Genomic DNA, 22,400 nt, shown 5'->3' on the forward strand with positions numbered 1-22,400 from the left:
TTCCTGTGCCCGTGGGCTACGCGGTGGGGTCTGTTCCCCGGCTCAGGCTGTCCCAGTTGTCGACGGATGCCGCCTTGCGGCGCACCGCGGCGTCGTCCGGACTCTCGTCGGCGTCGGGCACGACCGCATCGACGCCGTGGTTCTCGGAATCGTCGCCGCCGAGATCGACGAGTTCGTCGGCGCCGAGCACACGGCCGTCTTCGGAGGCGAAGCGAACCGCCTGGTATCGGCGGCCGGAAGCAGGCCAACGGGTCGTCGTGGCGGCCACGGCGATGCCCAGAAGCGCGAGCAGAGCGCCCAGCAGGATGGCGACGGCCGGCCACGCGGTCACGGCCTCGCTGCGCGCGATCGTGCGGATCGACTCGGTTCCGGCGACGCCGGTCGCCGCGGTCACGATGGGCGCTCCGGCGGACACCGGATCGACGAGCGGCCCGGTGCCGGAGAGAATGATGCTCGCGCCCAGCAAAACCTGGAGCGCTCCGAGCACGATGCGGATGACAGGCCCGGCGATGGCCAGGGCGGCGGCACTCGCGAGTCCGGCGAGTCCGAGTGCGGCCAACGCCGGCGCCGCGGTTGAGCCGGGCACATCGAGAGCGTGGCCGGATGCCCCGTCGGCCGTCACGGTGAGTGTTCCCCACGACTGCGACCAGGCAAGGAAGACCAATGCGCTCACCGCGAGCACACCGAGAATCATCAGACCCTTGAGTCGCGCCGATCCCTGTCTCGACGGCGAGGCGGACGCGTGGTCTTCGCTCGTCATACGATCCGCCGCATGGCGTTCGCGATGGCGACCGCCCGAAGAGGCGCCGCCGCCTTGTTCTGCGACTCGAGGAACTCGGAGTCGGGGTCGGAGTCTGCCACCAGTCCTCCGCCCGCCTGTACATGCGCAACGCCGGACTCGATCGTGGCCGTGCGGATGGCGATGGCAAGATCCGCGTCGCCCGCGAATCCGAAGTAGCCGACGACACCTCCGTAGACGCCGCGCTGCGCGGGTTCGAGATCATCGATGATCTGGAGGGCCCGAGGTTTGGGTGCGCCCGACAGCGTTCCGGCGGGGAACGTCGCGCTGAAGACGTCGATCGCGGTGACTCCGGGCCGGATCGCCCCTTCGACCGACGAGACGATATGCATGATGTGACTGAAGCGCTCGATGCGCATGAACTCGGTGACCTCGACGGTGCCCGGCACGCATACCTTGAGCAGGTCGTTACGGGCCAGGTCGACGAGCATGAGGTGCTCCGACTTCTCTTTCTCGTCGCCGAGGAGTTCGTGCTCCAACTCGATGTCGCGTTCGACCGTCGCTCCACGCGGGCGCGACCCGGCGATGGGGTGCGTGAAGGCCCGACCGTTGTCGACCTTGACCAGTGCTTCGGGGCTGGAGCCGACGATCGTGTAGGGAGTTCCATCGGGGCGTTCGAGGGCCAGCAGGTAGAGATACGGGCTGGGGTTCAGCGTGCGCAGCACCCGGTAGACATCGATGGGTTCCGCCGAGGTCTCGAGATCGAAGCGCTGCGAGATGACCACCTGGAATACGTCGCCGTCACGGATATGCACCTTGGCCCGTTCTATGGCGTCGAGGAAGTCGCTTCGTTCCGTGCGTGCGACCGGCTGGCCGACCGTGTCGAAGTCGGCGTCGTCAAGCCTCGCCTCGGTGGGCTTCGCCAGCTCGGCCTGCATGGCGTCGAGACGTTCCTGCGCCTCGCTCCACTGAGCATCGGAGTCGCCGAGGGGATCGGCCAGCACGGCGGAGATCAGCTGCACGGTGCCCGTCAGATGGTCGATCACAATCAGGTCGCGAACGAACCCCATGGCCTGGCTGGGAACCGAGTAGTCCGCCGGCGGGCGGTGAGGCAGATGCTCGATCTGCCTGATGGTCTCCCATCCGATGAAGCCCACGAGTCCACCTGTCAACGGCGGGTGACCGGGAATCATCGGCGTCTGCCACGTGTGGAAGAGGGAGGAAAGGGCGGCGAGGGGCTGCTCGGGCAGCCCGTCGGGGAACGCCTCGGACTCGGGCAGGCCGAGATCGACCCACACGGCACGGTCGTCGTCACTGGTGAGGACCCCGTAGCTCGATACGCCGATGAACGAGAACCTCGACCAGACGCCGCCCTGGCCCGCGGACTCGAGCAGAAAGGAGCCGGCTCGGCCCCGAGCGAGCTTGCGATAGACACCAACGGGCGTCTCGCCATCGGCGAAGAGAGTTCGAAGCACCGGCAGAACGCGGTGGGTGCCGAGCAACTCGTCGAATTCCTGCCTCGTCGTCGATGCGACGCGCCCGCCGATCATGCCGGCTCTCCGACCCCGCCGATGACGGGATCGAGAGGATCGACGTCGAAGCATGCGTGGGCCCCCGTGTGGCAGGCCGCACCGATCTGCTCCACCTGCACCAGAAGGGTGTCGTCGTCGCAATCGAGGGCGGCCCCGCGCACGTACTGTGCGTGACCTGAGGTGTCGCCCTTTCTCCAGAATTCCTGGCGTGAGCGAGACCAGAACGTGACTCGGCCCTCGGTGAGCGTGCGGCGCAGGGCTTCGGAATTCATATATCCCAGCATAAGAACGTCCTTCGTGTCCCACTGCTGGATTATTGCCGGGAGAAGGCCGTCTGCGGCAAAATTCGCGCGAGCGAGAACGGCCTCGACATCGTCTGCTGTCTGTGTCATCGGATCAATGCTCCGTCTTGTCTCAGTTCGTCTTTGACCTGGCCGATGGTCAGTTCACGGTTGTGAAATACGCTCGCGGCGAGCACCGCGTCGGCGCCGGCGCGGATGGCCTCGGGGAAATGTTCGAGACGACCGGCCCCACCCGACGCGATTACGGGCACGCGGCTGATCGAGCGCATCACGCCGATGAGCTCCAGGTCGAAGCCGTCCTTCGTTCCATCGGCATCGATCGAGTTGACCAGAAGTTCGCCGGCCCCCCGTCTGATTGCCTCGGCGGCCCAGTCGAGGGCGTCGAGCGTCGTCTCGCGCCGACCGCCGTGCGTCGTGACGACAAAGCCGGACGGCACGCTGTCGCTCCGTTTGATGTCGAGCGACAGAACGATCACCTGCGCGCCGAACCTGTCGGCGATCTCGTCGATCAGGGTGGGCCTCGCGATCGCCGCGCTGTTCACGCCGATCTTGTCGGCCCCGGATGCGAGGAGTCTGGCCACGTCGTCGCTCGAGCGAACTCCCCCACCGACGGTGAGCGGGATGAAGACCTGCTCCGCGGTCTTCCTGACCACGTCGTAGGTCGTCGAGCGATCGTCGACTGTGGCGGTCACATCGAGAAACGTGAGCTCGTCGGCCCCCTGCTCGGCGTAGATGCGGGCGAGCTCGACCGGGTCACCCGCATCGCGGAGATTCTCGAAGTTGACTCCCTTCACCACGCGACCCGCGGCCACGTCGAGACAGGGAATCACACGGATGGCGACGCTCACGGTCAGATCCGAGCGGCGTGGATGGGACTGACGAGGATCGCGCGCGCGCCAACGTCGTAGAGAGCGTCCATCACCTGATTGGTGTCGGCCAGTGGCACCATCGACCGCACGGCGACCCACTCGGGGTCACGGAGCGGCGAGATGGTAGGAGACTCGAGGCCCGGAGTGATCGCCGCCGCGGCATCGAGCTTCGCCAGCTGCACGTCGTAGTCCATCAGCACGTACTGACGGGCGACCAGGACGCCCTGCAGTCGACGCAGAAGCGTATCGGCCCCAGGCTTGTCGATGCCCGACGAGATGACGACTGCGGAGGACTCGAGGATCACCGGGCCGAAGATCGTGAGGCCGGCCTTCTTCAGCGTAGAACCGGTGGACACCACGTCGGCGACGGCGTCGGCCACCCCGAGGCGCACGGCCGACTCGACCGCGCCATCGAGGCGCACGAGCGTCGCAGAGACGGAGTGCTGAGCCAGGAATGCCTTCACCAGACCCGGGTAGCTCGTCGCGACCCGCCGGCCCTCGAGTTCGGACACGCCGGCGAAGCCGCCATCCGGACCCGCGAAGCGGAACGTCGACTCACCGAACTGCAGCGACGCGATCTCACGCGCGGGAGACTCCGAGTCGAGGAGCAGGTCGCGCCCCGTGATGCCGATGTCGAGAGCACCGCTGCCCACATAGGTGGCGATGTCGCGGGGGCGGAGGTAGAAGAACTCCACTCCGTTGCGCTCATCGACGAGGTGCAGCTCGCGCGTGTCGCGACGGGTCTGGTATCCCGACTCGGCGAGCATCTGCACGGCGGTTTCGGACAGGGAACCCTTGTTGGGCACCGCGATCTTGAGCATAAGAGTCTTTCGAATTGTCGACTGGCGGGTGAGAACCGGCGTCAGTCTGGGCAGCTATGAGAACGAACGGATGCGACCGTGCTCAGAGATGTCGGTACACGTCGGCCGGGGTCAGGCCCTTGGCGATCAGGAGGACCTGAAGGTGATAGAGCAGCTGGGAGATCTCGGCCGCCATCTCGTCATCGGACTCGTATTCGGCCGCCATCCAGACCTCGGCGGCCTCTTCGACGATCTTCTTGCCGATGAAGTGGACGCCGGCGTCGAGCTCGCGGACCGTGCCGGAACCGTCTGGGCGCTCGAGCGCCTTGGCGCTCAGCTCGGAGAACAGCTCATCGAAAGTCTTCACCTGAGCAGTTTAGGCGACATGGGTGTGCTCGAGCGCCCTCTGGCGGAGCAGTTGCACCTGCGCGCCCGCGTCGTCGGCGCCGAACACGCTCGACCCGGCGACGAAGGTGTCGGCACCGGCCCTGGCGGCCACCTCGATGGTCTGCTCGTTGATGCCGCCGTCGACCTGCAGCCACACGTCGAGTCCGCTGCGCGACGCCACCTCGCGCGCCGCGACGAGCTTCGACATCGTCTCCGGCATAAACGACTGCCCGCCGAAGCCCGGTTCGACGGTCATGACCAGCAGCTGATCGAACTCTGCGAGCACCTCGAGGTAGGGCTCGACGGGCGTGCCTGGCTTGATCGCGAGGCCCGCTCGCGCTCCGATCTGCCGCAGGCGGCGGGCCAGCGCGACGGGCTCGTCGGTGGCCTCGGCATGGAACGTGACGGAGAAGACGCCGAGCTCTGCGAAGGTCGGGGCCCAACGGTCGACGTCGGTGATCATCAGGTGCATGTCGAGGGGCAGTTCGGTGACCTGGAGGAGACGCTCGACCACCGGGATGCCGAAAGTCAGGTTTGGCACGAAATGGTTGTCCATCACGTCGACGTGCACGGCATCGGCCGACGAGATGCGGTCGAGCTCCGTCGCGAGGTGCGCGAAGTCTGCGGCCAGGATGCTGGGGTTGATACGCACGGGCATGGTCATCAGCTTATCCAGCGCGGCGGAGCGGTCGGCATCGGGTCACGAGCTCACGCTGTTTTGCGGAACAGGGCGATGAACATGGCGTCGGTCGCGTCGATGTGGGGCCACAGCTGCACCTGCGACGCGTGCTGCTCCTGCTCGGCATTCTCGCCGGCGATCGCCGCGACGACGGATCGAGTGTCGATGGCGGTGAGCCGCTCTCCCCATCGCGAGAGGGCGCCTACCACCTGCCCACGTGTCTCGGCCACGTGGGGCGAGCAGGTGACGTAGGCCAGGATGCCTCCGGGCCGCAGAGCCTCGACGGCCGAGTCGATGAGTCGCTCCTGCAACTGAACCAGATCGGCGACGTCGCGCGGGCTCTTGCGCCAGCGGGCCTCCGGTCTGCGCCGGAGGGCGCCCAGGCCGGTGCATGGCGCGTCGACCAGGATGCGATCGAACGATTGCGGGTGAAGGGCACCGATGGTCGTGCCGTCGAGCTGCAGAACCTCGGGAGGATCATCGATGGCCTCGAGGGCGTTGCGCACCAATTGGGCCCTGGCCGGAACTGGCTCGTTGGCGGTGAGAACGGCTCCGCCCAATCGTGCCTCGGCCGCGAGGAGGGCGGACTTTCCGCCGGGGCCGGCGCAGAGGTCGAGCCATTTCTCGCCCGGGGCGATCGACGCGGCGCGGCTGAGAGCGAGAGCCGCGAGCTGCGATCCTTCGTCTTGCACCCGCACGGTGCCGGCGCGCACCTCGGCGATGTCGCTGGGGTCTCCCCCGGTGGCCGAGAAGCCGATGGGCGAACGGCGTGTCGCGCGCCCGGGAATGCCGATATCGCCGCGATCGGCCAGGCCGGGAAGAGCGACAAGGCCTAGCCTCGGCGGCACATTGTCGGCCTCGAGGAGGTCGCGCAGCTCGTCCTCCAACGCGTCTGGCGACACCCCCGACGCTGACAATGAGCGACGAAACGCGCGGATGATCCAGGTGGGGTGCGAATACTCGGCCGCGAGTCGGGAGTCGTCGTCTTTGGCATCCGCGATCACACGGTCGCGCCACGCGTCGGGGTCGCTGCGGGTGATGCTGCGCAGCACACCGTTGACGAATCCGGTCGCCGAGCGGGAGCTCACGAGTCGGGCGAGCTCGACGGACTCGTTGACGGCGGCGTGACTGGCCGTGCGCATGCCCAGCAGCTGGTGGGTCGCCAGCTCGAGCACATCGAGAACGACGGGGTCGATCTTCTCGACCGGCCTGCCGGCCGCCAGGGAGATGACTCTGTCGTAGTAGCCGCGCATGCGAAGAGTGCCGTACGTGAGCTCGGTGGCCAGGGCGGCATCGTTGGTCTGCAGCTTCGCCCTCGCCAGCTTCGTCGGCAGAAGCAGATTGGCGTATGCGTCGTCTTCACGCACGGCGGTGATCACCTCGAGGGCGATGCGGCGCGCCGGCTGCACGATCTGAGAGGAGCGGGGCCTGGAGTTCATGGTGTGTCTCATCTGTCGGTGGCTGGGCTGTCTGCGCCATGAGGCTGATCTGCGGCGAGACCGCGCCACCAGTCGGCCGCCGACATCGGCTTCTTGCCGGCGGGGTGAACGCGGAGTAGTTCGATGGGCGTCGTTGATGTGCCGATCAGGACTTTGCCGCCGTCGGTGTTGAGCGCGCCGGGGCGGAGCGCGGCCGTGTCGTAGGCGGGCGCGGCCTGGAGAACCTTGAGCCTGAGGCCGTCGATGATCGTGAAAGCGCCAGGCTCGGGTGTCGTGGCCCGGATGCGACGGAACACGACATCGGCGTCGTCGTGCCAGTCGATGTGGGCGTGTTCGAGCGTGATCTTCGGAGCCAGCGTGACCTCACCCTGTTGAGGGGTGGATCGGGCGGTTCCTGCGTCGAGCTCGTCGACTACCTTCAGTGTGAGTGCCGCTCCCTCGTGGGACAGCGCCTCGAGCAGGTGACCGGCTGTCTCGTGGGCACCGATCGGTCGCACGACGCGGGCGAACTCAGGCCCGGCGTCGAGGGCGGCCACAAGCTGGAAGACAGACGCGCCGCCCTCGCTGTCGCCGCTCATGATCGACCACTGCACCGGTGCTGCGCCTCGCCAGCGAGGCAGCAACGAGAAGTGCAGATTGATCCATCCGAGGCGCGGCGTCTCGAGGAGCGGGCTGCGCACGAGCCCGCCGTAGGCGACGATGACACCGAGGTCGGGCTGCAGATCGGCGACCTGCTTCGTGACGACGTCGTCTAGTCTGTTCGCTCGAATCGTGGGAATGCCGAGTTCGGATGCCCTGGACGCGACCGGAGAAGGAGTCAGTACGCGCTTGCGCCCCTGCGGCGCGTCTTCTCGTGTGATGACTGACACGATCTCATGACGCACGGCGAGAGTCTCGAGCGTGGGCAGGGCAACGGCCGGAGTGCCGGCGAAGACGAGTTTCATTCCAGGATCTCCGTGTCGTCGAATCGAACCCTCAGCACAGGCGGAGGTCTGAAGCTGGTCTTGGTGCCGGTAGCCTTGCTCGTTTGACGCTTCGTTCGTCCCGTGGAATTGCGGATGATCGATGAGCGCAGACTTCGGGCGACCTCGGAGCCGAACGCGTAGTCGAATCGGATCGTGGCACGAACGAGGCCATCGCCGGCATCGACCGGGCCGAGTACGTCAATTGTCGCCGATTCGTGCCCCTCCACCGAATCGGGCAGGGAGGAGATGGCCTGTTCGACTGTTTCTGGACGCCCCGTGACCGTGGCGAGCCGCACCATGGGAGGAAACCGCAGAGTTCGCCTGTCGGGCAGCTCGGCCGCCGCGAATCGGTGCTGGCTCCAGGTGACCAGTGCGCGAGCCAGTGCTCCCCCGACGCCGACGATGATGGCGGGTGCGCGCGGCGCAGCCAGAGCGATGGCATTCGACCACCAGCGCAGGCAATCTTCGGCGACGGTGAGGGACTCGCGGGCGAGCATGCGCTCACCGTCGAGCAGCAGGATGGCCCGGTATCCGCCGGCTGCGACGGGTTCGGCCCCTCGAGTGGCGACGACGAGCGCGGGTCGGGCGTCGACGGTGAGACGCGGCCTCTCGCCGTCGGAGACGATGACGCGGACGCCCGGGAACGCGCGGCCGAGCTCCTCGGCCGTGCGGCCGGTGCCGGCGGTAACGAGCCGGATGCGCGTCGATTCGCAGTGCCGACAGTGCCAGTCGGCGGCGATGGCCCCGCATAGCTCGCACGACGGAGTCTGGTGGGCGCCGCCGAGACGGAGGGTGCCTTCGCAGACGCGGCAGCGTGCGGGAGTGCGGCAATCCTGGCATGCGAGCACCGGAGCGTAGCCGGGCCGGGCGACCTGCACGAGAACAGGCCCGTCTTCGAGGGCCCGCCGAGCGGTGTTCCAGGCCGCGGAGGGGATGCGGGCGTGTGCCGCGGCATCCGCCCCCGGCTGGTCTGCGGTGGGAATGACGTGAGGGAGCACAGCGGGATCGGGTGCGAACGGCGCGACATAGCCGATCTCGACCAGCCGCTCGAGCCAGGTGCTGCGCGAGTGTGAGGCGAAGAGCAGGGCGCAGCCGGACTGTTCCTGGCGCACCAGCGCGACGTCACGCGTGGAGACGTACGGACTCAGCGGCTCGTTGTGCAGCGGATCGGCGTCGTCCCAGACAGCGATCAGCCCGAGGTTCTCTGCGGGTGCGTAGACGACGGAGCGATTGCCCACGATCACGCGCGGAGCCGCCTCGAGACAGCGGAGGAATGCGCGGTACCGGTCGGCGTTCGGCTGGCGTGCATCGAGCTGCGAGATGCGGTCGAGCGGCACGAGCACGGCGAGGGCTTCGATCAGTTGTTGCTGGTCGCGGTAGTCGGGCACGGCGACGATGGCGCTGCGCCCGGATGCGAGCGTGCGTGCAGCCGCCTCGGCGAGGGTGACGGCCCAGCGGCCGACCCAGACACCGGGAGAAACCTCGTGCACGGCTGGGATCGCGGCGACGGCCACGCGTTTGCCCGCATCGAGAGCAGAGTCGATGATGCGCTCCCCGTAGCCGGTCACCGTGGGGTTCGCCCGGTACTCGACAGGCGGATTCTCCGACTGCTGCTCGAGCTGCCACGCCTTCTCGACGCGCACCTGACGAGGGGGAACGGCCAACCGCACCACATCGCTTGCACTGCCCGCGGCGCGCTCCGACACTCGCCTGGCGAGATTCCAGACGGCCGGCGTCAGAACGGGCACCGACGAGGTGACCTCATCGATCTCGCTGAGGGTACCGGAGTACTCGACCGCCTCTGTGGTCTCGACGATGTACCCGCGTGCGATGCGTCCTGCCGACCGGAGAGGAACCTTGACGCGGACCCCCGGTGTCGCTTGCCCGCGCAACGCGGCCGGTACGGCGTAGTCGAAGAGTCGGTCGAGCTGCGGGAGGGGTGATTCGAGCATCACCCGCGCTATGAGCAGCTGCTCCGGCGCGGCCTGCGCTGCCATCACCTAGATGCGTGCAGCGGCCTGCAGGTCTGCGACACGGTCGAGCTTCTCCCAGGTGAAATCGGGAAGCTCACGACCGAAGTGACCGTAGGTGGCCGTCGCGCCGTAGATGGGGCGCAGCAGATCGAGGTGCTGGATGATGGCCGCCGGGCGGAGGTCGAAGACCGCGTTGATCGCCTCGATGATGCGCTCGTCTGGGAGCTTTCCTGTTCCGAACGTTTCGACGTAGAGTCCGACGGGCGCGGCCTTGCCGATGGCATAGGCGACCTGCACCTCGAGCCTGTCGGCGAATCCGGCGGCGACCGCGTTCTTCGCGACCCAGCGCATGGCGTAGGCCGCCGAGCGGTCTACCTTCGACGGGTCTTTGCCGCTGAAGGCTCCCCCGCCGTGGCGCGACGCGCCCCCGTAGGTGTCGACGATGATCTTGCGGCCGGTGAGGCCGGCGTCGCCCTGGGGGCCGCCGACGACGAACCTGCCTGTGGGGTTGATGAGAAAGTCCGCGGAGCGGGAGTCGAGATCGCTGTCTGCGAGAACCGGTTTGATGACGAGTTCTTCGATGTCGTGGAAGAGATCGGCGTTCGTCACCGACTCCGTGTGCTGGGTCGACAGCACCACCGTCTCGATGGTCTTCGGCACGATGCCGTCGTAACCGATGGTGACCTGGGTCTTGCCGTCGGGCCGCAGGTAGCCGAGCTGGCCCGACTTGCGCACCTCGGCGAGGCGCTCGGCCAGGCGGTGCGCGAGCCAGATGGGCAGCGGCATGAGCTGAGGCGTTTCGGTGGTAGCGAAACCGAACATGATTCCCTGGTCGCCGGCCCCCTGCAGGTCGAACGGATCGGTGCGGGTCTCGCCCTGGCGGTTCTCCCACGCGTTGTCGACCCCGGCAGCGATCTCGGGCGACTGAGCGCCGATCGAGACCGAGACGCCGCAGCTCGCTCCATCGAACCCGACGTCGCTCGACGTGTAGCCGATCGACGACACCTTGTCGCGCACGATCGTGGGAATGTCGACGTAGCCGGACGTCGTGACTTCACCGGCGACGTGCACGAGGCCGGTGGTCACGAGAGTCTCGACGGCGACGCGACTCGCCGGATCGACCTCGAGCAGGGCATCGAGGATGCTGTCGGAGATCTGGTCGCAGATCTTGTCGGGGTGTCCTTCGGTGACGGACTCGGACGTGAAGAGGCGAAGGCTCGTCATGGTGCTCCAGGGAATTCTGAGGGGGTGCGGTGCCTGTCTGCGAGCAGTCGCTCGGCCAGTACGGACAGGATCTCATCGGCCACCGACAGCTTGCTGCCCTGGGCCTCGATCACTATAGACCCGGCCCGGTCGAGGACCGTCACGGTGTTTCGTTGAGTGGCGAAGCCCTCGGTCCAGCCGACTCGATTGACCACGAGAAAGTCGCAGCCCTTGCGAGCGATCTTGGCTCTGCCTAGCTCGAGGAGGGCTTCGTCGGTGTCCGCCGTCTCGGCAGCGAAGCCCACGACGAGCTGGTCGGCACCGGCACGGGCCGCGATGCCGGCGAGGATGTCGGGATTCTTCACCAACTCGAGAGTCAGCGTGTCGCCGACGGTCTCTTTCTTGATCTTGGCGTTCGAAATCGTGGCCGGCCTGTAGTCGGCCACCGCCGCCGCCATGATGATGACGTCGCTCGCTGGGGCGTGCGCCTCGACCGCGGCGGCCAGCTGAGCGGTCGTCTCGACAGAGACGGTCGTGACGTTCTGTGGAAGCGGCACCTCGACATGCGCCGCGATCAGGGTGACCTGCGCGCCACGCACGGCCGCCGACTCCGCCAGCGCTGCTCCTTGCAGACCGCTCGAGCGATTGCCGATGAACCGCACAGGGTCGAGCGGCTCTCGGGTTCCGCCGGCGGTGATGAGCAGGCGAACGCCGTCGAGGTCCCGGCGGGGCTCCGGGTGTGCGGCCGCAGCGACGGCCAGCGATGCGGCGACGATGTCGTCGACCTCGGCCATCCGACCGGCGCCGGAGTCGGCGCCGGTGAGCTGGCCGCTCGTCGGCCCGACGAAATGGATGCCGCGGGACGCGAGCAGGGCGGCATTCGCCACGGTGGCGGCGTTCTGCCACATCTCGGTGTGCATCGCCGGCGCCACCACGATAGGTGCCTTCGAGGCGAGGACGGTGTTGCCGAGAAGATCGTCGGCCAGACCGGCTGCCATCTTGGCGAGCGAGTTCGCCGTGGCCGGGGCGATGACGATGAGATCGGCGGACTGGCCGATCGACACATGCCGCACCTCCGCCACCGCCTCATAGAGGTCGGTATGCACGACGTTGCGGGAGATCGCTTCGAGCGTGGGTTTGCCGACGAAGCGCAGAGCGTGCTCTGTGGCGACGACCTGCACATCGTGGCCGGCCAGCACGAAAGCACGTACGACGCCGACGGCTTTGTACGCTGCGATGCCTCCCGTGATTCCCACCACGATGCGCAGTCGCTTCTGCGGTTGTGTCACGTCAGTCCTGCCCCTCCGCCATGCATGCCTCTGCCGTTAACGAACGAATCCGCTCCCCCGCTGTGCGGGCGCTTGCCCGACGACAGCCCGGGGAACGGACCTGCATTCGCTGCTGCTACTCGGTGGCCGCGATGGGCTTGACCGTGAGCTTGTCCTCGTTGATCTCGTGCATCGCGACAGAAAGGGGCTTGTCGTCGATCGTCGAGTCGACCAGCGGTCCGACGTTGTCGAAGAGGCTTCCCTCGTGAAGGTCGGCGTAGTAGTCGTTGATCTGTCGGGCGCGCTTCGACGCGAAGATCACGAGCGCGTACTTGGATTCAACCTTCGACAGCAGTTCGTCGATGGGGGGATCGATGATGCCCTGTGCCCTGTTGACCATGGTGATACTCCTTGATTGGCCTCGCCGGCCGGATTGAGAAAAGATCGTGCGGTGATCGTGCGGGGTTCACCGTGCACAAGTAGACAAGTCTACCTTGGATTAGCCGCTAATCACTCGGATTAGCCGCTTATCACTTCATGAGCTCCACGACGTCGCGTGCGGCCGTCTCGACGTCGTTGTTGACGATGAGGTAGTCGAACTCGTTCTGAGCGGCCAGTTCGACCTCTGCCGTCGCCAGTCGACGCTCCTGTTCCTCGGCCGTCTCGGTTCCCCTGCCGGTGAGCCGACGAACGAGTTCCGCCCAGCTGGGCGGCAGCAGGAATACCAGTCGGGCCTCCGGCATGGCCTCGCGCACCTGACGAGCGCCCTGGATGTCGATCTCGAGCAGCACGCTTTTGCCGTCTGCCAGCGCTTCGTCGATCGGCGCACGCGGGGTGCCGTAACGCGACGAGTTGTGCACAACGGCCCATTCGAGGAACTCCCCGGCCTCGATCATGCGGTCGAATTCGGCGTCGTCGACGAAGTAGTAGCTGACGCCGTCGATCTCGCCCGGGCGAGGAGCCCGCGTCGTCGCGGACACCGAGAGAAGCACCCCCGGCACGTTCTCGCGGATCCAGGTCGACACCGTCCCCTTGCCGACCGCCGTCGGGCCGGCGAGCACCACAAGTCGCGAGGCCTTCTCATCGCCCGCGAACGGGGCCCGCTTCTGCAGATACTCACGAAGACGATCGCGTTGCAGGGTGCCCAGCCCGCCCAAACGCTTGCTGGGAGAGATCGACAGGCGTTCGATGACGCGTTCGATGCGCACGCGACCGAGGCCGGGGATGCCCTGGAGCAGCTCTGTCACCCGCATGCCGGCCTCGAGGCTGTCCGGATGCGACGACGCACGATCGAGAACGCCCGTCGCGCTGCGACGCTGCTCGGTGACGGCCTTCTTGATGGCAGCTCGAGCGCGTCGGGCGGCGATTGCCGCCCGGGAACCCGCGGCGCGGTCGACATCGGGAACGGTCATGACAGGGCTCCGGCTAGTTGGGCTGCCTGGGCGGCAAGCGTGTCTCTGAGGGCGGACGGCCCGGCGGCGAGGGCGGACCTCGATGTGCTCACGATGGTGCCGGCGGTCAGCGGTCCGTAGATCGAGCGGATGTCGTCGAAGCGGGCACCCTGGTGCCCGAACCCCGGCGCGAGCACGGGCATCAGCGGAGCGGACGCGCCCAGCGAACGCGCATCGACGCCGTAGTCGAGAAGGTTCTTCGTCGCACCGAGCACGACTCCGATGCTACCGAGTGCAGGGCTTTCCGCGTTGTCGACGGATGCGCGCGACCGGTTCCACTCGTCGATCTCGGTCGCGACGAGGCCAGCAACGGTCAACCCGAGTCGTCCTCCGTCGGGCACCGTTGCGGTCTGAAGGACCTGTGATTCCGGGTTCGATGTGGCTGCGAGCACGAAGGCGCCCTTGTCATGACGCTCGGCGAGATCGAAGACTCCCGCGAGAGATCCCGTTCCCGTATATGCCGCGAGGGTCACAGCGTCGGCTTCGAGCGGAGAACCCGGCGTCAACCAGGCATCCCCGTATGCGTCGACACTCGATCCGATGTCTCCGCGCTTCGCATCGGCGATAACGATCAACCCGGCGGTGCGGGCGGCCGCGAGCACCTCTTCGAGTGCCGCGAATCCTGTCGAGCCGAACACCTCGAAGAAGGCGACCTGTGGTTTGAGCATGCCGATCGTGCCGCTCGCGGCATCGACCACCCTCAGCCCGAACTCGCGCAACCCGGCGGCCGTGCGGGGCAGGCCCCAGGCATCCAGAAGGAAGCCGTGGGGGTCGATGCCGACGCACAGCTGGCCGTACCGCTCGATGCTCTCGTGCAGCCGCTGGCCGAACGTGCGGGTCACAGGCGCCCGGCCCTGGCGATGGCGTACTCCTGAAGGCTCGACACGTCGAAGCCCTCGCGAGTGGCCTCGAACGAGGCGACCGCCGCGCCGAGCTGGGCGATGGTCGTGAACAGCGGCTTGTCGGCCGCCACGGCCGCAGCCCGGATCTCGTAGCCGTCTGCTCGTGCGCTCGACCCGCTGGGGGTGTTTACGACGATGTCGACCTCGTTGCGGTTGATGAGATCGACCACGGTCGGCTCGTCGCCGTCGGTCGAGGCTCCTTCGCTGAACTTGCGTACGATGCGGGCGGTGATGCCGTTGCGGTTCAGAACCTCGGCGGTTCCGGCCGTGGCAAGGATGTCGAAGCCCAGCTCGAGCAGGCGAAGGACCGGAAGCACGATGGCGCGCTTGTCGCGATCGGAGACGGAGACGAACACCGTGCCCGAGGTCGGCAGACCGCCGTACGCAGCCTCCTGGCTCTTGGCGAACGCGCGGGGAAAGTCGCGGTCGATGCCCATGACCTCGCCCGTCGAGCGCATCTCCGGACCGAGCAGCGAATCGACGATGAGCCCGTCTTTCGTGCGGAAGCGCTTGAACGGCAGCACGGCCTCCTTGACGGCGATCGGCGAGTCCATGGGCACGATCGAGCCGTCGACGATGGGCAGCATGCCTTCGGACTTCAGCTCGGCGATCGTGGACCCCACCATGATGCGCGATGCGGCTTTGGCCAGCGGGATGCCCAGCGCCTTCGCCACGAACGGAACGGTGCGCGAGGCGCGCGGGTTGGCCTCGAGAACGTAGAGGATGCCCTGGCCGATGGCGAACTGCACGTTGAGCAAGCCCTGCACCCCGATGCCCTCGGCGATCGCGAGCGTCGCGATGCGCACCCGGTCGATGACCTCCCGGCCCAGCGTGACGGGGGGCAGCGTGCAGCTCGAGTCACCCGAGTGAATACCGGCCTCCTCGATGTGCTCCATGATGCCGCCGATGTAGAGCTCGTGTCCGTCGTAGAGTGCGTCGACATCGATCTCGATCGCGTCGTCGAGGAATCGGTCGACGAGCAGCGGGTGGGTCGGATCGATGATGCCCTGACCTGCCATGCGCGAGAAGTAGTCCTCGAGCGAGGGCGAGTCGTAGACGATCTCCATGCCGCGCCCGCCCAGCACATACGAGGGGCGCACGAGAACCGGGTATCCGATGTCTTCGGCGATCGTGACGGCGCCGTCGAAGTCACTCGCGGTTCCGTTCTTGGGGGCGAGGAGATTCGCGTCGTCGAGGATCTTCGAGAAGAGCCCGCGCTCTTCGGCGAGGTCGATGGCCTCGGGCGTGGTGCCGAGGATCGGGACTCCCGCCGCCTTCAGACCCTTGGCGAGGCCGAGGGCGGTCTGGCCGCCCAGCTGCACCACGACGCCGACGAGTTCACCGGACTGACTCTCGGCGTGAATGACCTCGAGAACGTCTTCCAGAGTGAGCGGCTCGAAGTAGAGCCGGTCGCTGGTGTCGTAGTCTGTCGACACGGTCTCGGGGTTGCAGTTGATCATGATCGTCTCGAAGCCCGCGTCCGAGAGGGCGAACGAGGCGTGCACGCAGGAGTAGTCGAACTCGACTCCCTGGCCGATGCGGTTCGGGCCGGAGCCGAGGATGACGACCTTGCGGCGGTCGGAGGGTTCGACCTCCGTCTCCTGGTCGTAGCTCGAGTAGTGGTAGGGAGTGAGCGCCGGGAACTCCCCCGCGCAGGTATCGACCGTCTTGAACACGGGACGCACGCCCAGGATGTGCCGGACCTCACGTACGTCGTTCTCGCCGAAGCCGCGAAGGGCGGCGATCTGGGCGTCGGAGAATCCGTGCTCCTTGGCCAGAAGGAACATGTTCGTATCGGCGTTCTCGCTGGAGGCGATGGCCTCGGCGACCTCGTTGATCAGAACGATCTGGTCGATGAACCAGGGATCGATCTTGGTCGCTTCGAAGACCTCTTCGGCCGTGGCGCCGGCGCGGAGCGCCTGCTGCACGGTCACGATACGCCCGTCGGTGGGCACGCTGGCCAGGGCCAGCAGCTCGTCTTTGGATGCGTCGAGCGGCTCCCAGTGGAACGACGAGCCGCGCTTCTCCAGCGAACGGAGGGCCTTCTGCAGCGCCTGCGTGTAGTTGCGGCCGATCGCCATCGCCTCGCCAACCGACTTCATGGTGGTCGTCAGCGTGGTGTCGGCAGCCGGGAACTTTTCGAACGCGAACCGGGGAACCTTGACGACCACGTAGTCGAGCGTCGGCTCGAACGACGCGGGCGTCACCTTCGTGATGTCGTTCGGGATCTCGTCGAGGTGGTAGCCGATGGCCAGCTTCGCCGCGATTTTCGCGATCGGGAACCCGGTGGCCTTCGATGCGAGTGCGCTGGAGCGCGAGACACGCGGGTTCATCTCGATGACGATGACCCTGCCGTTCGACGGGTCGATGGCGAACTGGATGTTGCAACCACCCGTGTCGACGCCGACGGCCCGGATGATGTCGATGCCGATGTTGCGCATGTTCTGGTATTCGCGATCGGTCAGCGTGAGCGCCGGCGCCACCGTGATCGAGTCGCCGGTGTGAACACCGACGGGGTCGACGTTCTCGATCGAGCAGACCACGACCGTGTTGTCGGCCGTGTCGCGCATGAGCTCGAGCTCGTATTCCTTCCAGCCGAGGATCGACTCCTCAAGCAGCACCTCGGTGGTGGGGCTCTGGTGCAGGCCGTCGCCGACGATGCGGCGCAGCTCGGTTTCCGTGTAGGCGAAGCCGGATCCCAGTCCGCCCATGGTGAACGACGGGCGCACGACCAGCGGATAGCCGAGATCCTTCGCGTATTCCACGGCCTCGTCGACCGTGTGCGCGATGTAGGAGCGCGCGACGTCGGCACCGGCATCCAGAACGAGCTGCTTGAAAATCTGGCGGTCTTCACCCTTGTTGATCGCCTCGAACGAGGCGCCGATGAGCTCGACGTCGTACTTCTCGAGAATTCCGTGCTTGTGCAGGTCGATGGCCGCGTTGAGGGCGGTCTGGCCGCCGAGGGTCGGCAGGATCGCGTCGGGCTTTTCCTTGGCGATGATCGTCTCGATGACCTGCCAGGTGATGGGCTCGATGTAGGTGGCGTCGGCGAAGTCCGGGTCGGTCATGATCGTGGCCGGGTTCGAGTTCACGAGGATGACGCGCACGCCCTCCTCGCGGAGCACACGGCACGCCTGGGTGCCGGAGTAGTCGAACTCGCACGCCTGGCCGATGACGATCGGGCCGGAGCCGATGACCAGGACACTCTTGATGTCTTCCCTGCGAGGCATTACTGGTTCTTTCCGTCGATGATGGAGTGGATCTCTGTCTGCGGCTCGCCCTTGTCGATCGCCAGCACCATGTCGCGGAAGCGATCGAAGAGGTACATCGAATCGTGCGGGCCGGCAGCCGCTTCGGGGTGGTACTGCACCGAGAAGGCGTCGATGTCGAGGCAGCGGATGCCCTCCACCACGTTGTCGTTCAGGCTGAGGTGGCTGACCTCGACGCGGCCGAAGCCGGCCGGGCTGTCGACGACGCCCTCGCGCGGCGCATCCACGGCGAAGCCATGGTTCTGGCTCGTGATCTCGACCTTGCCGGTGGTCTTGTCGAGCACAGGCTGGTTGATGCCCCGGTGGCCGAAGGGCAGCTTGTAGGTGCCGAAGCCGAGAGCACGACCGAGCAGCTGGTTGCCGAAGCAGATTCCGAAGTACGGGATCTTCTCAGCGAGCACATCGCGGAGGAGTTGCACGTGCCGTTCGGATGCCTCCGGGTCGCCGGGGCCGTTGGAGTAGAAGAGGGCGCTCGGTTTGAGCGCCACGACCTCGTCTGTCGTGACGGACTCGGGGAGCACGATCACGTCGAAGCCGCGCTGAGCGAGGTAGCGGAGCGTCGAGCTCTTCACGCCGAGGTCGAGAACGGCGACGCTTCCGATGCGTTCTCCCACCGCGTCGATCGTGTATCGCTCGGGGGTCGAGACCTCTTTCGAGAGGTTGCGCCCCTTCATGTCTTCTGCATCGCGCACGATGGCGAGCTGCTCCGAGTCGCTCAGTTCGAAGTCCGCTCCCGAGAAGATTCCCGCGCGCATGGCGCCGAGGGAGCGGAGGTGGCGGGTGATCGCTCGGGTGTCGACGCCGGAGATGCCGACGATACCGCCGGAAACGAGGTCGTCGTCGAGGCTGCGAGTCGCGCGGAAGTTGGAGACGATGCGGGAGGGATCACGGACCACGTAGCCCGCCACCCAGATCTTCGCCGATTCGAGGTCATCGTCGTTCGTGCCTGTGTTGCCGATGTGCGGAGCGGTCTGCAGAACGATCTGGCCCGCGTACGAAGGGTCGCTGAGCGTCTCCTGGTATCCGGTCATGCCGGTGGCGAAGACGGCCTCTCCCAGGGTGCGTCCGCGGGCGCCATAGGCTCGACCTGCGTAGCGTTTGCCGTCTTCGAGTACGAGGACGGCGGGTTCTGTTGAGATCACGCGAGGGATCCTTCCTGGTCGGGGTTGGCGGGGCCGGGTGACGGCGTGAGTGCGGTGATCGCTTCGATGAGGCGCGAACTCTGATCGGGGTTCTCGATACGGAAGAAGCTCTCGACGTCGGCGGCCGGCGTAGAAGATTCGGATTCGAGGGTCCAGTCGAGGCGAACGAGGCCGCCCTCCTCCACGGCTCTGTCGATGGTCCAGGTCGATGTGCCGACGGAGCGGACGCGCTCGGTCGCAACGAAGACCTGCGGTTCGCCCGTGACAGAGATGAGAACGCCTGCGTCGAACACAGAGACGGTGGCACGCCCGCGGAAACCGAGACCACGGAGCGTGACCCTGTCGAGGGGCGCCCCCGCGGTCGTGGTCGAAACGTAGAGGCCGGTGACCGCGATCCGTAGTTCGCCAAGCAGCTCGTCCGGCGGCACCGCTGCCGTCGACAGGGCGGACTGGCGGCGACCGCGGGCGCGCCAGCCGAGCACCATCAGAATCAGGAGTCCGACGACGCCGAGGAGGATGATCGAGCCGGGAAGGATCCTATCCACGGAATACCCCCGCCTTGACGTGCGCTGCGGCGACTTCGGATGCGTCGAGGACGACACCGTCGAGAACGGTCGGGTAGCCACGGTGGAAGGTGTGCCGCACCGATCCGGGAAGGGTCATGCCGAGATAAGGAGAGTTATGGCTCTTGCCTGCGAGCCTGTCTGTCGAGAACGTGCTCGACGAGGCGGGGTCGACGAACGCGAGGTTGGCGTTCGAGCCGACCCCGAACGAGTGGCTGTGACCGTTGAGTCGGCCGATCGCGGCCGGAGTCTGCGAAAGGACACGAGCGACATCCGCCCAGCCGAAGAGCCCTGTGTCGACCATCGCTGCCTGCACGACCGAGAGTGCGGACTCGAGCCCGACCATGCCGAACGACGCGTGATCCCACTCGCAGTCCTTCGATTCCTCCGGGTGCGGCGCGTGGTCGGTGGCCACGATGTCGATCGTGCCGTCGACCAGGCCCTCGCGGAGGGCACGCACGTCTTCGTCACGTCGCAGTGGGGGGTTCACCTTGTAGCGCGCGTCGTAACTGCGGATCAGTTCTTCTGTGAGCAGCAGATGATGCGGGGTGACCTCGGCCGTGACCTCAATTCCGCGAGCTTTTGCCCAGCGAACGACGTCGACCGAGCCCGCGGTCGACAGGTGACAGATGTGCAGCCGGGCTCCGACGTGCTCGGCGAGCAGAACATCGCGGGCGATGATCGACTCTTCCGCGACGGCCGGCCAGCCCTTGAGGCCGAGCTCGCTCGACAGGGCGCCCTCGTTCATCTGCGCGTTCTCGGTGAGTCGTGGATCCTGGGCGTGCTGGGCGACGACGCCATCGAAGGTCTTCACGTATTCGAGGGCACGGCGCATCAGGAGCGAATCGTGAACGCACTTGCCGTCGTCGGAGAAGACGCGCACCGCGGCACGGGACTTGGCCATGGCTCCGATCTCCGACAAGCGCTCGCCTGCGAGCCCCACGGTGACGGCACCGATCGGGCGCACCGTTGCATAGCCAGCCGCGTCGCCGAGCGTCTGCACCTGTTCGACCACACCCGCCGTGTCCGAGACGGGCATCGTGTTCGCCATCGCGAAGACGGCGGTGAATCCGCCCGCGGCTGCCGCCCGAGTTCCCGACAGCACCGTCTCGCTCTGTTCGAATCCGGGCTCGCGAAGGTGCGTGTGCAGGTCGACGAGACCCGGAAGCGCGACGAGGCCCGTGGCATCCAGAACGCGGGCGCCGGCGGGCGCCGAGAGTCCGACTCCGCGCTCGGCGATCACGCCATCGGCGATCACGAGATCGGTCGTGGTTCCATCGGGCAGTGTCGCCCCGCTGATCAGGGTCGTTGTCATGATCTGGCCTCCCGGTCGCCGGACAGTAGTGAATACAACACGGCCATGCGGATCGACACCCCGTTGGCCACCTGCTCGATGACGGTGGACTGCGCCGAGTCGGCTGCCCGAGACGAGATCTCGAGTCCACGGTTCATGGGGCCGGGGTGCATAACAATGCTATCGGGGCGCAGCGCAAGCAGACGCTCGTCGTCGAGCCCCCACTGGCGTGCGTATTCGCGAGTCGTGGGAAAAAATGCGGCGTTCATGCGCTCCTGCTGGATGCGCAGCATCATCACCACATCGGGCCGCACCTCCGCGAGGGCCACGTCGAGGTCGTAGCGGATGTCCACCGGCCACGTCGACGCTCCGACGGGAACGAGGGTGGCCGGGGCGACGAACGTGACATGCGCGCCGAGAGTCTCGAGGAGCCAGAGGTTCGAACGCGCGACCCGCGAGTGCAGAACGTCTCCCACGATCATCACGCTCACCCCGTCGAGGTCGCGACCGCGAGCGGCATCGCCGTGGATGCGTCGCCTCATCGTGAAGGCGTCGAGCAGTGCCTGGGTCGGGTGCTCGTGGGTGCCGTCGCCCGCGTTGACCACGCCGGCGTCGATCCAGCCGCTCTGAGCGAGCACCTGCGGGGCGCCCGACGCTGAGTGCCGGATTACGACACCGTCGGCGCCCATCGCCGCGAGGGTCTGCGCGGTGTCTTTCAGGCTCTCGCCCTTCGACACACTCGACCCCTTGGCGGAGAAGTTGATGACATCCGCAGACAGGCGCTTGGCCGCGACCTCGAACGAGGTACGGGTGCGGGTGGAGTCCTCGAAGAAGAGGTTCACGACCGTCTTGCCGCGCAGAGTGGGAAGCTTCTTGACCTCGCGGTTCTGCACCTCGCTCATGTCTTCTGCGATGTCGAGCAGTCCGATAGCGTCTTCGCGGAGCAGATCTCGGGTCGAGAGCAGGTGCCTCATGAGATGGCTCCCGTCGCCAGATCTAGGCTGACCTCTTCGTTGCCGTCGATCTCCGCAAGACGCACGTTGATGCGCTCATCGGTGGAGCTGGGCAGGTTCTTGCCCACGAAGTCGGCTCTGATGGGCAGTTCACGATGCCCCCTGTCGACGAGAACTGCGAGGCGCACCGCGCGCGGCCGGCCGAGGTCTCCGATGGCGTCGAGGGCGGCACGGATCGTGCGCCCTGAGTAGAGAACGTCGTCGACCAGAACGACTGTCTTTCCGTCGATCCCGTCGGAGGGAACTCGTGTGCGTTGCGGTGCCCGGGTCGGGTGATGCGCGAGATCGTCGCGATACATGGTCACGTCGAGTGATCCAACGATATCGACCGGCGCTCCTGGCTCGATCTGGCGGATCTGCGCGCCGATCCTCTCCGCGAGGACTACTCCGCGGGTCGGGATCCCCAGGATCACGAGATCGTCGGCTCCCCGGTTGGACTCGAGGATCTCGTGGGAGATCCGAGTCAACGCCCGGGTTATGTCAGAGTTCTGCAGCACTATTCGAGCCACGAGCCTGACCTCCTTCCCCGCCTCACAGGACGGATGGTTAAAGGATGTCTGTTCCGCCGACGAGCCTATCAGCCGATTCGGCATGCCCGGGGGCACACCCG

General features: G+C 66.7%; 21 protein-coding genes. All 21 read right to left on the reverse strand.

The window, feature by feature from the left end:
* Window positions 1-16: 16 nt before the first annotated feature.
* A complete protein-coding gene (locus TZ00_RS00055) occupies window positions 17-760 on the reverse strand; it encodes a Trp biosynthesis-associated membrane protein (RefSeq protein ID WP_044438362.1) in 744 nt (247 codons plus the stop codon).
* A complete protein-coding gene (locus TZ00_RS00060) occupies window positions 757-2,289 on the reverse strand; it encodes an anthranilate synthase component I (protein WP_044438364.1) in 1,533 nt (510 codons plus the stop codon). The genes TZ00_RS00055 and TZ00_RS00060 overlap by 4 nt, the downstream gene beginning before the upstream one ends.
* Window positions 2,286-2,663, reverse strand: a complete 378-nt coding sequence (hisI, locus tag TZ00_RS00065) for a phosphoribosyl-AMP cyclohydrolase (RefSeq protein WP_044438365.1) — start codon at window positions 2,661-2,663, stop codon at window positions 2,286-2,288. Before hisI ends, TZ00_RS00060 begins: the two co-directional genes overlap by 4 nt.
* Window positions 2,660-3,421 (reverse strand): imidazole glycerol phosphate synthase subunit HisF, encoded by a 762-nt coding sequence (gene hisF / locus TZ00_RS00070; RefSeq protein ID WP_044438367.1) that lies wholly within the window; start codon window positions 3,419-3,421, stop codon window positions 2,660-2,662. The genes hisI and hisF overlap by 4 nt, the downstream gene beginning before the upstream one ends.
* Window positions 3,422-3,423: 2 nt before the next feature.
* Window positions 3,424-4,263 (reverse strand): ATP phosphoribosyltransferase, encoded by an 840-nt coding sequence (hisG, locus tag TZ00_RS00075; protein ID WP_044438369.1) that lies wholly within the window; start codon window positions 4,261-4,263, stop codon window positions 3,424-3,426.
* 82 nt (window positions 4,264-4,345) lie between these two features.
* Window positions 4,346-4,609: a phosphoribosyl-ATP diphosphatase gene (locus TZ00_RS00080; RefSeq protein ID WP_044438370.1), complete on the reverse strand. Its 264-nt coding sequence runs from the start codon at window positions 4,607-4,609 to the stop codon at window positions 4,346-4,348.
* 9 nt (window positions 4,610-4,618) lie between these two features.
* The gene (rpe, locus tag TZ00_RS00085) at window positions 4,619-5,287 is read right to left on the reverse strand and encodes a ribulose-phosphate 3-epimerase (RefSeq protein ID WP_044439187.1); all 669 of its coding nucleotides are present in this window, start codon (window positions 5,285-5,287) and stop codon (window positions 4,619-4,621) included.
* Between the two features lie 50 nt (window positions 5,288-5,337).
* Window positions 5,338-6,747, reverse strand: a complete 1,410-nt coding sequence (locus TZ00_RS00090; RefSeq protein ID WP_044438371.1) for an RsmB/NOP family class I SAM-dependent RNA methyltransferase — start codon at window positions 6,745-6,747, stop codon at window positions 5,338-5,340.
* A gap of 8 nt (window positions 6,748-6,755) precedes the next feature.
* Window positions 6,756-7,691: a methionyl-tRNA formyltransferase gene (gene fmt / locus TZ00_RS00095; RefSeq protein WP_044438372.1), complete on the reverse strand. Its 936-nt coding sequence runs from the start codon at window positions 7,689-7,691 to the stop codon at window positions 6,756-6,758.
* On the reverse strand, window positions 7,688-9,709 hold the full coding sequence (locus TZ00_RS00100; RefSeq protein WP_044438374.1) for a primosomal protein N' family DNA-binding protein: 2,022 nt from the start codon (window positions 9,707-9,709) through the stop codon (window positions 7,688-7,690). The genes fmt and TZ00_RS00100 overlap by 4 nt, the downstream gene beginning before the upstream one ends.
* 3 nt (window positions 9,710-9,712) lie before the next feature.
* Window positions 9,713-10,909 carry a methionine adenosyltransferase gene (gene metK / locus TZ00_RS00105; protein WP_044438375.1) on the reverse strand — a complete coding sequence of 399 codons (1,197 nt, stop codon included), beginning with the start codon at window positions 10,907-10,909 and terminating at the stop codon, window positions 9,713-9,715.
* Window positions 10,906-12,156: a bifunctional phosphopantothenoylcysteine decarboxylase/phosphopantothenate--cysteine ligase CoaBC gene (gene coaBC / locus TZ00_RS00110; protein WP_044439188.1), complete on the reverse strand. Its 1,251-nt coding sequence runs from the start codon at window positions 12,154-12,156 to the stop codon at window positions 10,906-10,908. The genes metK and coaBC overlap by 4 nt, the downstream gene beginning before the upstream one ends.
* Before the next feature lie 136 nt (window positions 12,157-12,292).
* The gene (rpoZ, locus tag TZ00_RS00115) at window positions 12,293-12,556 is read right to left on the reverse strand and encodes a DNA-directed RNA polymerase subunit omega (RefSeq protein ID WP_044438377.1); all 264 of its coding nucleotides are present in this window, start codon (window positions 12,554-12,556) and stop codon (window positions 12,293-12,295) included.
* A 130-nt stretch (window positions 12,557-12,686) separates the two neighbouring features.
* Window positions 12,687-13,568 carry a guanylate kinase gene (gmk, locus tag TZ00_RS00120; RefSeq protein ID WP_044438379.1) on the reverse strand — a complete coding sequence of 294 codons (882 nt, stop codon included), beginning with the start codon at window positions 13,566-13,568 and terminating at the stop codon, window positions 12,687-12,689.
* The gene (pyrF, locus tag TZ00_RS00125) at window positions 13,565-14,449 is read right to left on the reverse strand and encodes an orotidine-5'-phosphate decarboxylase (protein WP_044438381.1); all 885 of its coding nucleotides are present in this window, start codon (window positions 14,447-14,449) and stop codon (window positions 13,565-13,567) included. The genes gmk and pyrF overlap by 4 nt, the downstream gene beginning before the upstream one ends.
* Window positions 14,446-17,739 carry a carbamoyl-phosphate synthase large subunit gene (carB, locus tag TZ00_RS00130; protein WP_044438383.1) on the reverse strand — a complete coding sequence of 1,098 codons (3,294 nt, stop codon included), beginning with the start codon at window positions 17,737-17,739 and terminating at the stop codon, window positions 14,446-14,448. Before carB ends, pyrF begins: the two co-directional genes overlap by 4 nt.
* A complete protein-coding gene (carA, locus tag TZ00_RS00135; RefSeq protein WP_152631041.1) occupies window positions 17,739-18,920 on the reverse strand; it encodes a glutamine-hydrolyzing carbamoyl-phosphate synthase small subunit in 1,182 nt (393 codons plus the stop codon). Before carA ends, carB begins: the two co-directional genes overlap by 1 nt.
* Complete coding sequence (locus TZ00_RS00140) at window positions 18,917-19,465, reverse strand: PH-like domain-containing protein (protein WP_052521167.1); 549 nt, start codon at window positions 19,463-19,465, stop codon at window positions 18,917-18,919. Before TZ00_RS00140 ends, carA begins: the two co-directional genes overlap by 4 nt.
* Window positions 19,458-20,798, reverse strand: coding sequence for a dihydroorotase (locus TZ00_RS00145; protein ID WP_044438385.1), 1,341 nt, complete (start codon window positions 20,796-20,798; stop codon window positions 19,458-19,460). The genes TZ00_RS00140 and TZ00_RS00145 overlap by 8 nt, the downstream gene beginning before the upstream one ends.
* Complete coding sequence (locus TZ00_RS00150) at window positions 20,795-21,751, reverse strand: aspartate carbamoyltransferase catalytic subunit (protein ID WP_044438387.1); 957 nt, start codon at window positions 21,749-21,751, stop codon at window positions 20,795-20,797. The genes TZ00_RS00145 and TZ00_RS00150 overlap by 4 nt, the downstream gene beginning before the upstream one ends.
* Window positions 21,748-22,299, reverse strand: coding sequence for a bifunctional pyr operon transcriptional regulator/uracil phosphoribosyltransferase PyrR (pyrR, locus tag TZ00_RS00155; RefSeq protein WP_044438389.1), 552 nt, complete (start codon window positions 22,297-22,299; stop codon window positions 21,748-21,750). The genes TZ00_RS00150 and pyrR overlap by 4 nt, the downstream gene beginning before the upstream one ends.
* Between the last annotated feature and the right edge of the window lie 101 nt (window positions 22,300-22,400).

It is taken from the genome of Agreia bicolorata (genome assembly GCF_000938265.1).
In the GTDB taxonomy this organism is placed as follows: Bacteria; Actinomycetota; Actinomycetes; order Actinomycetales; family Microbacteriaceae; genus Agreia; species Agreia bicolorata.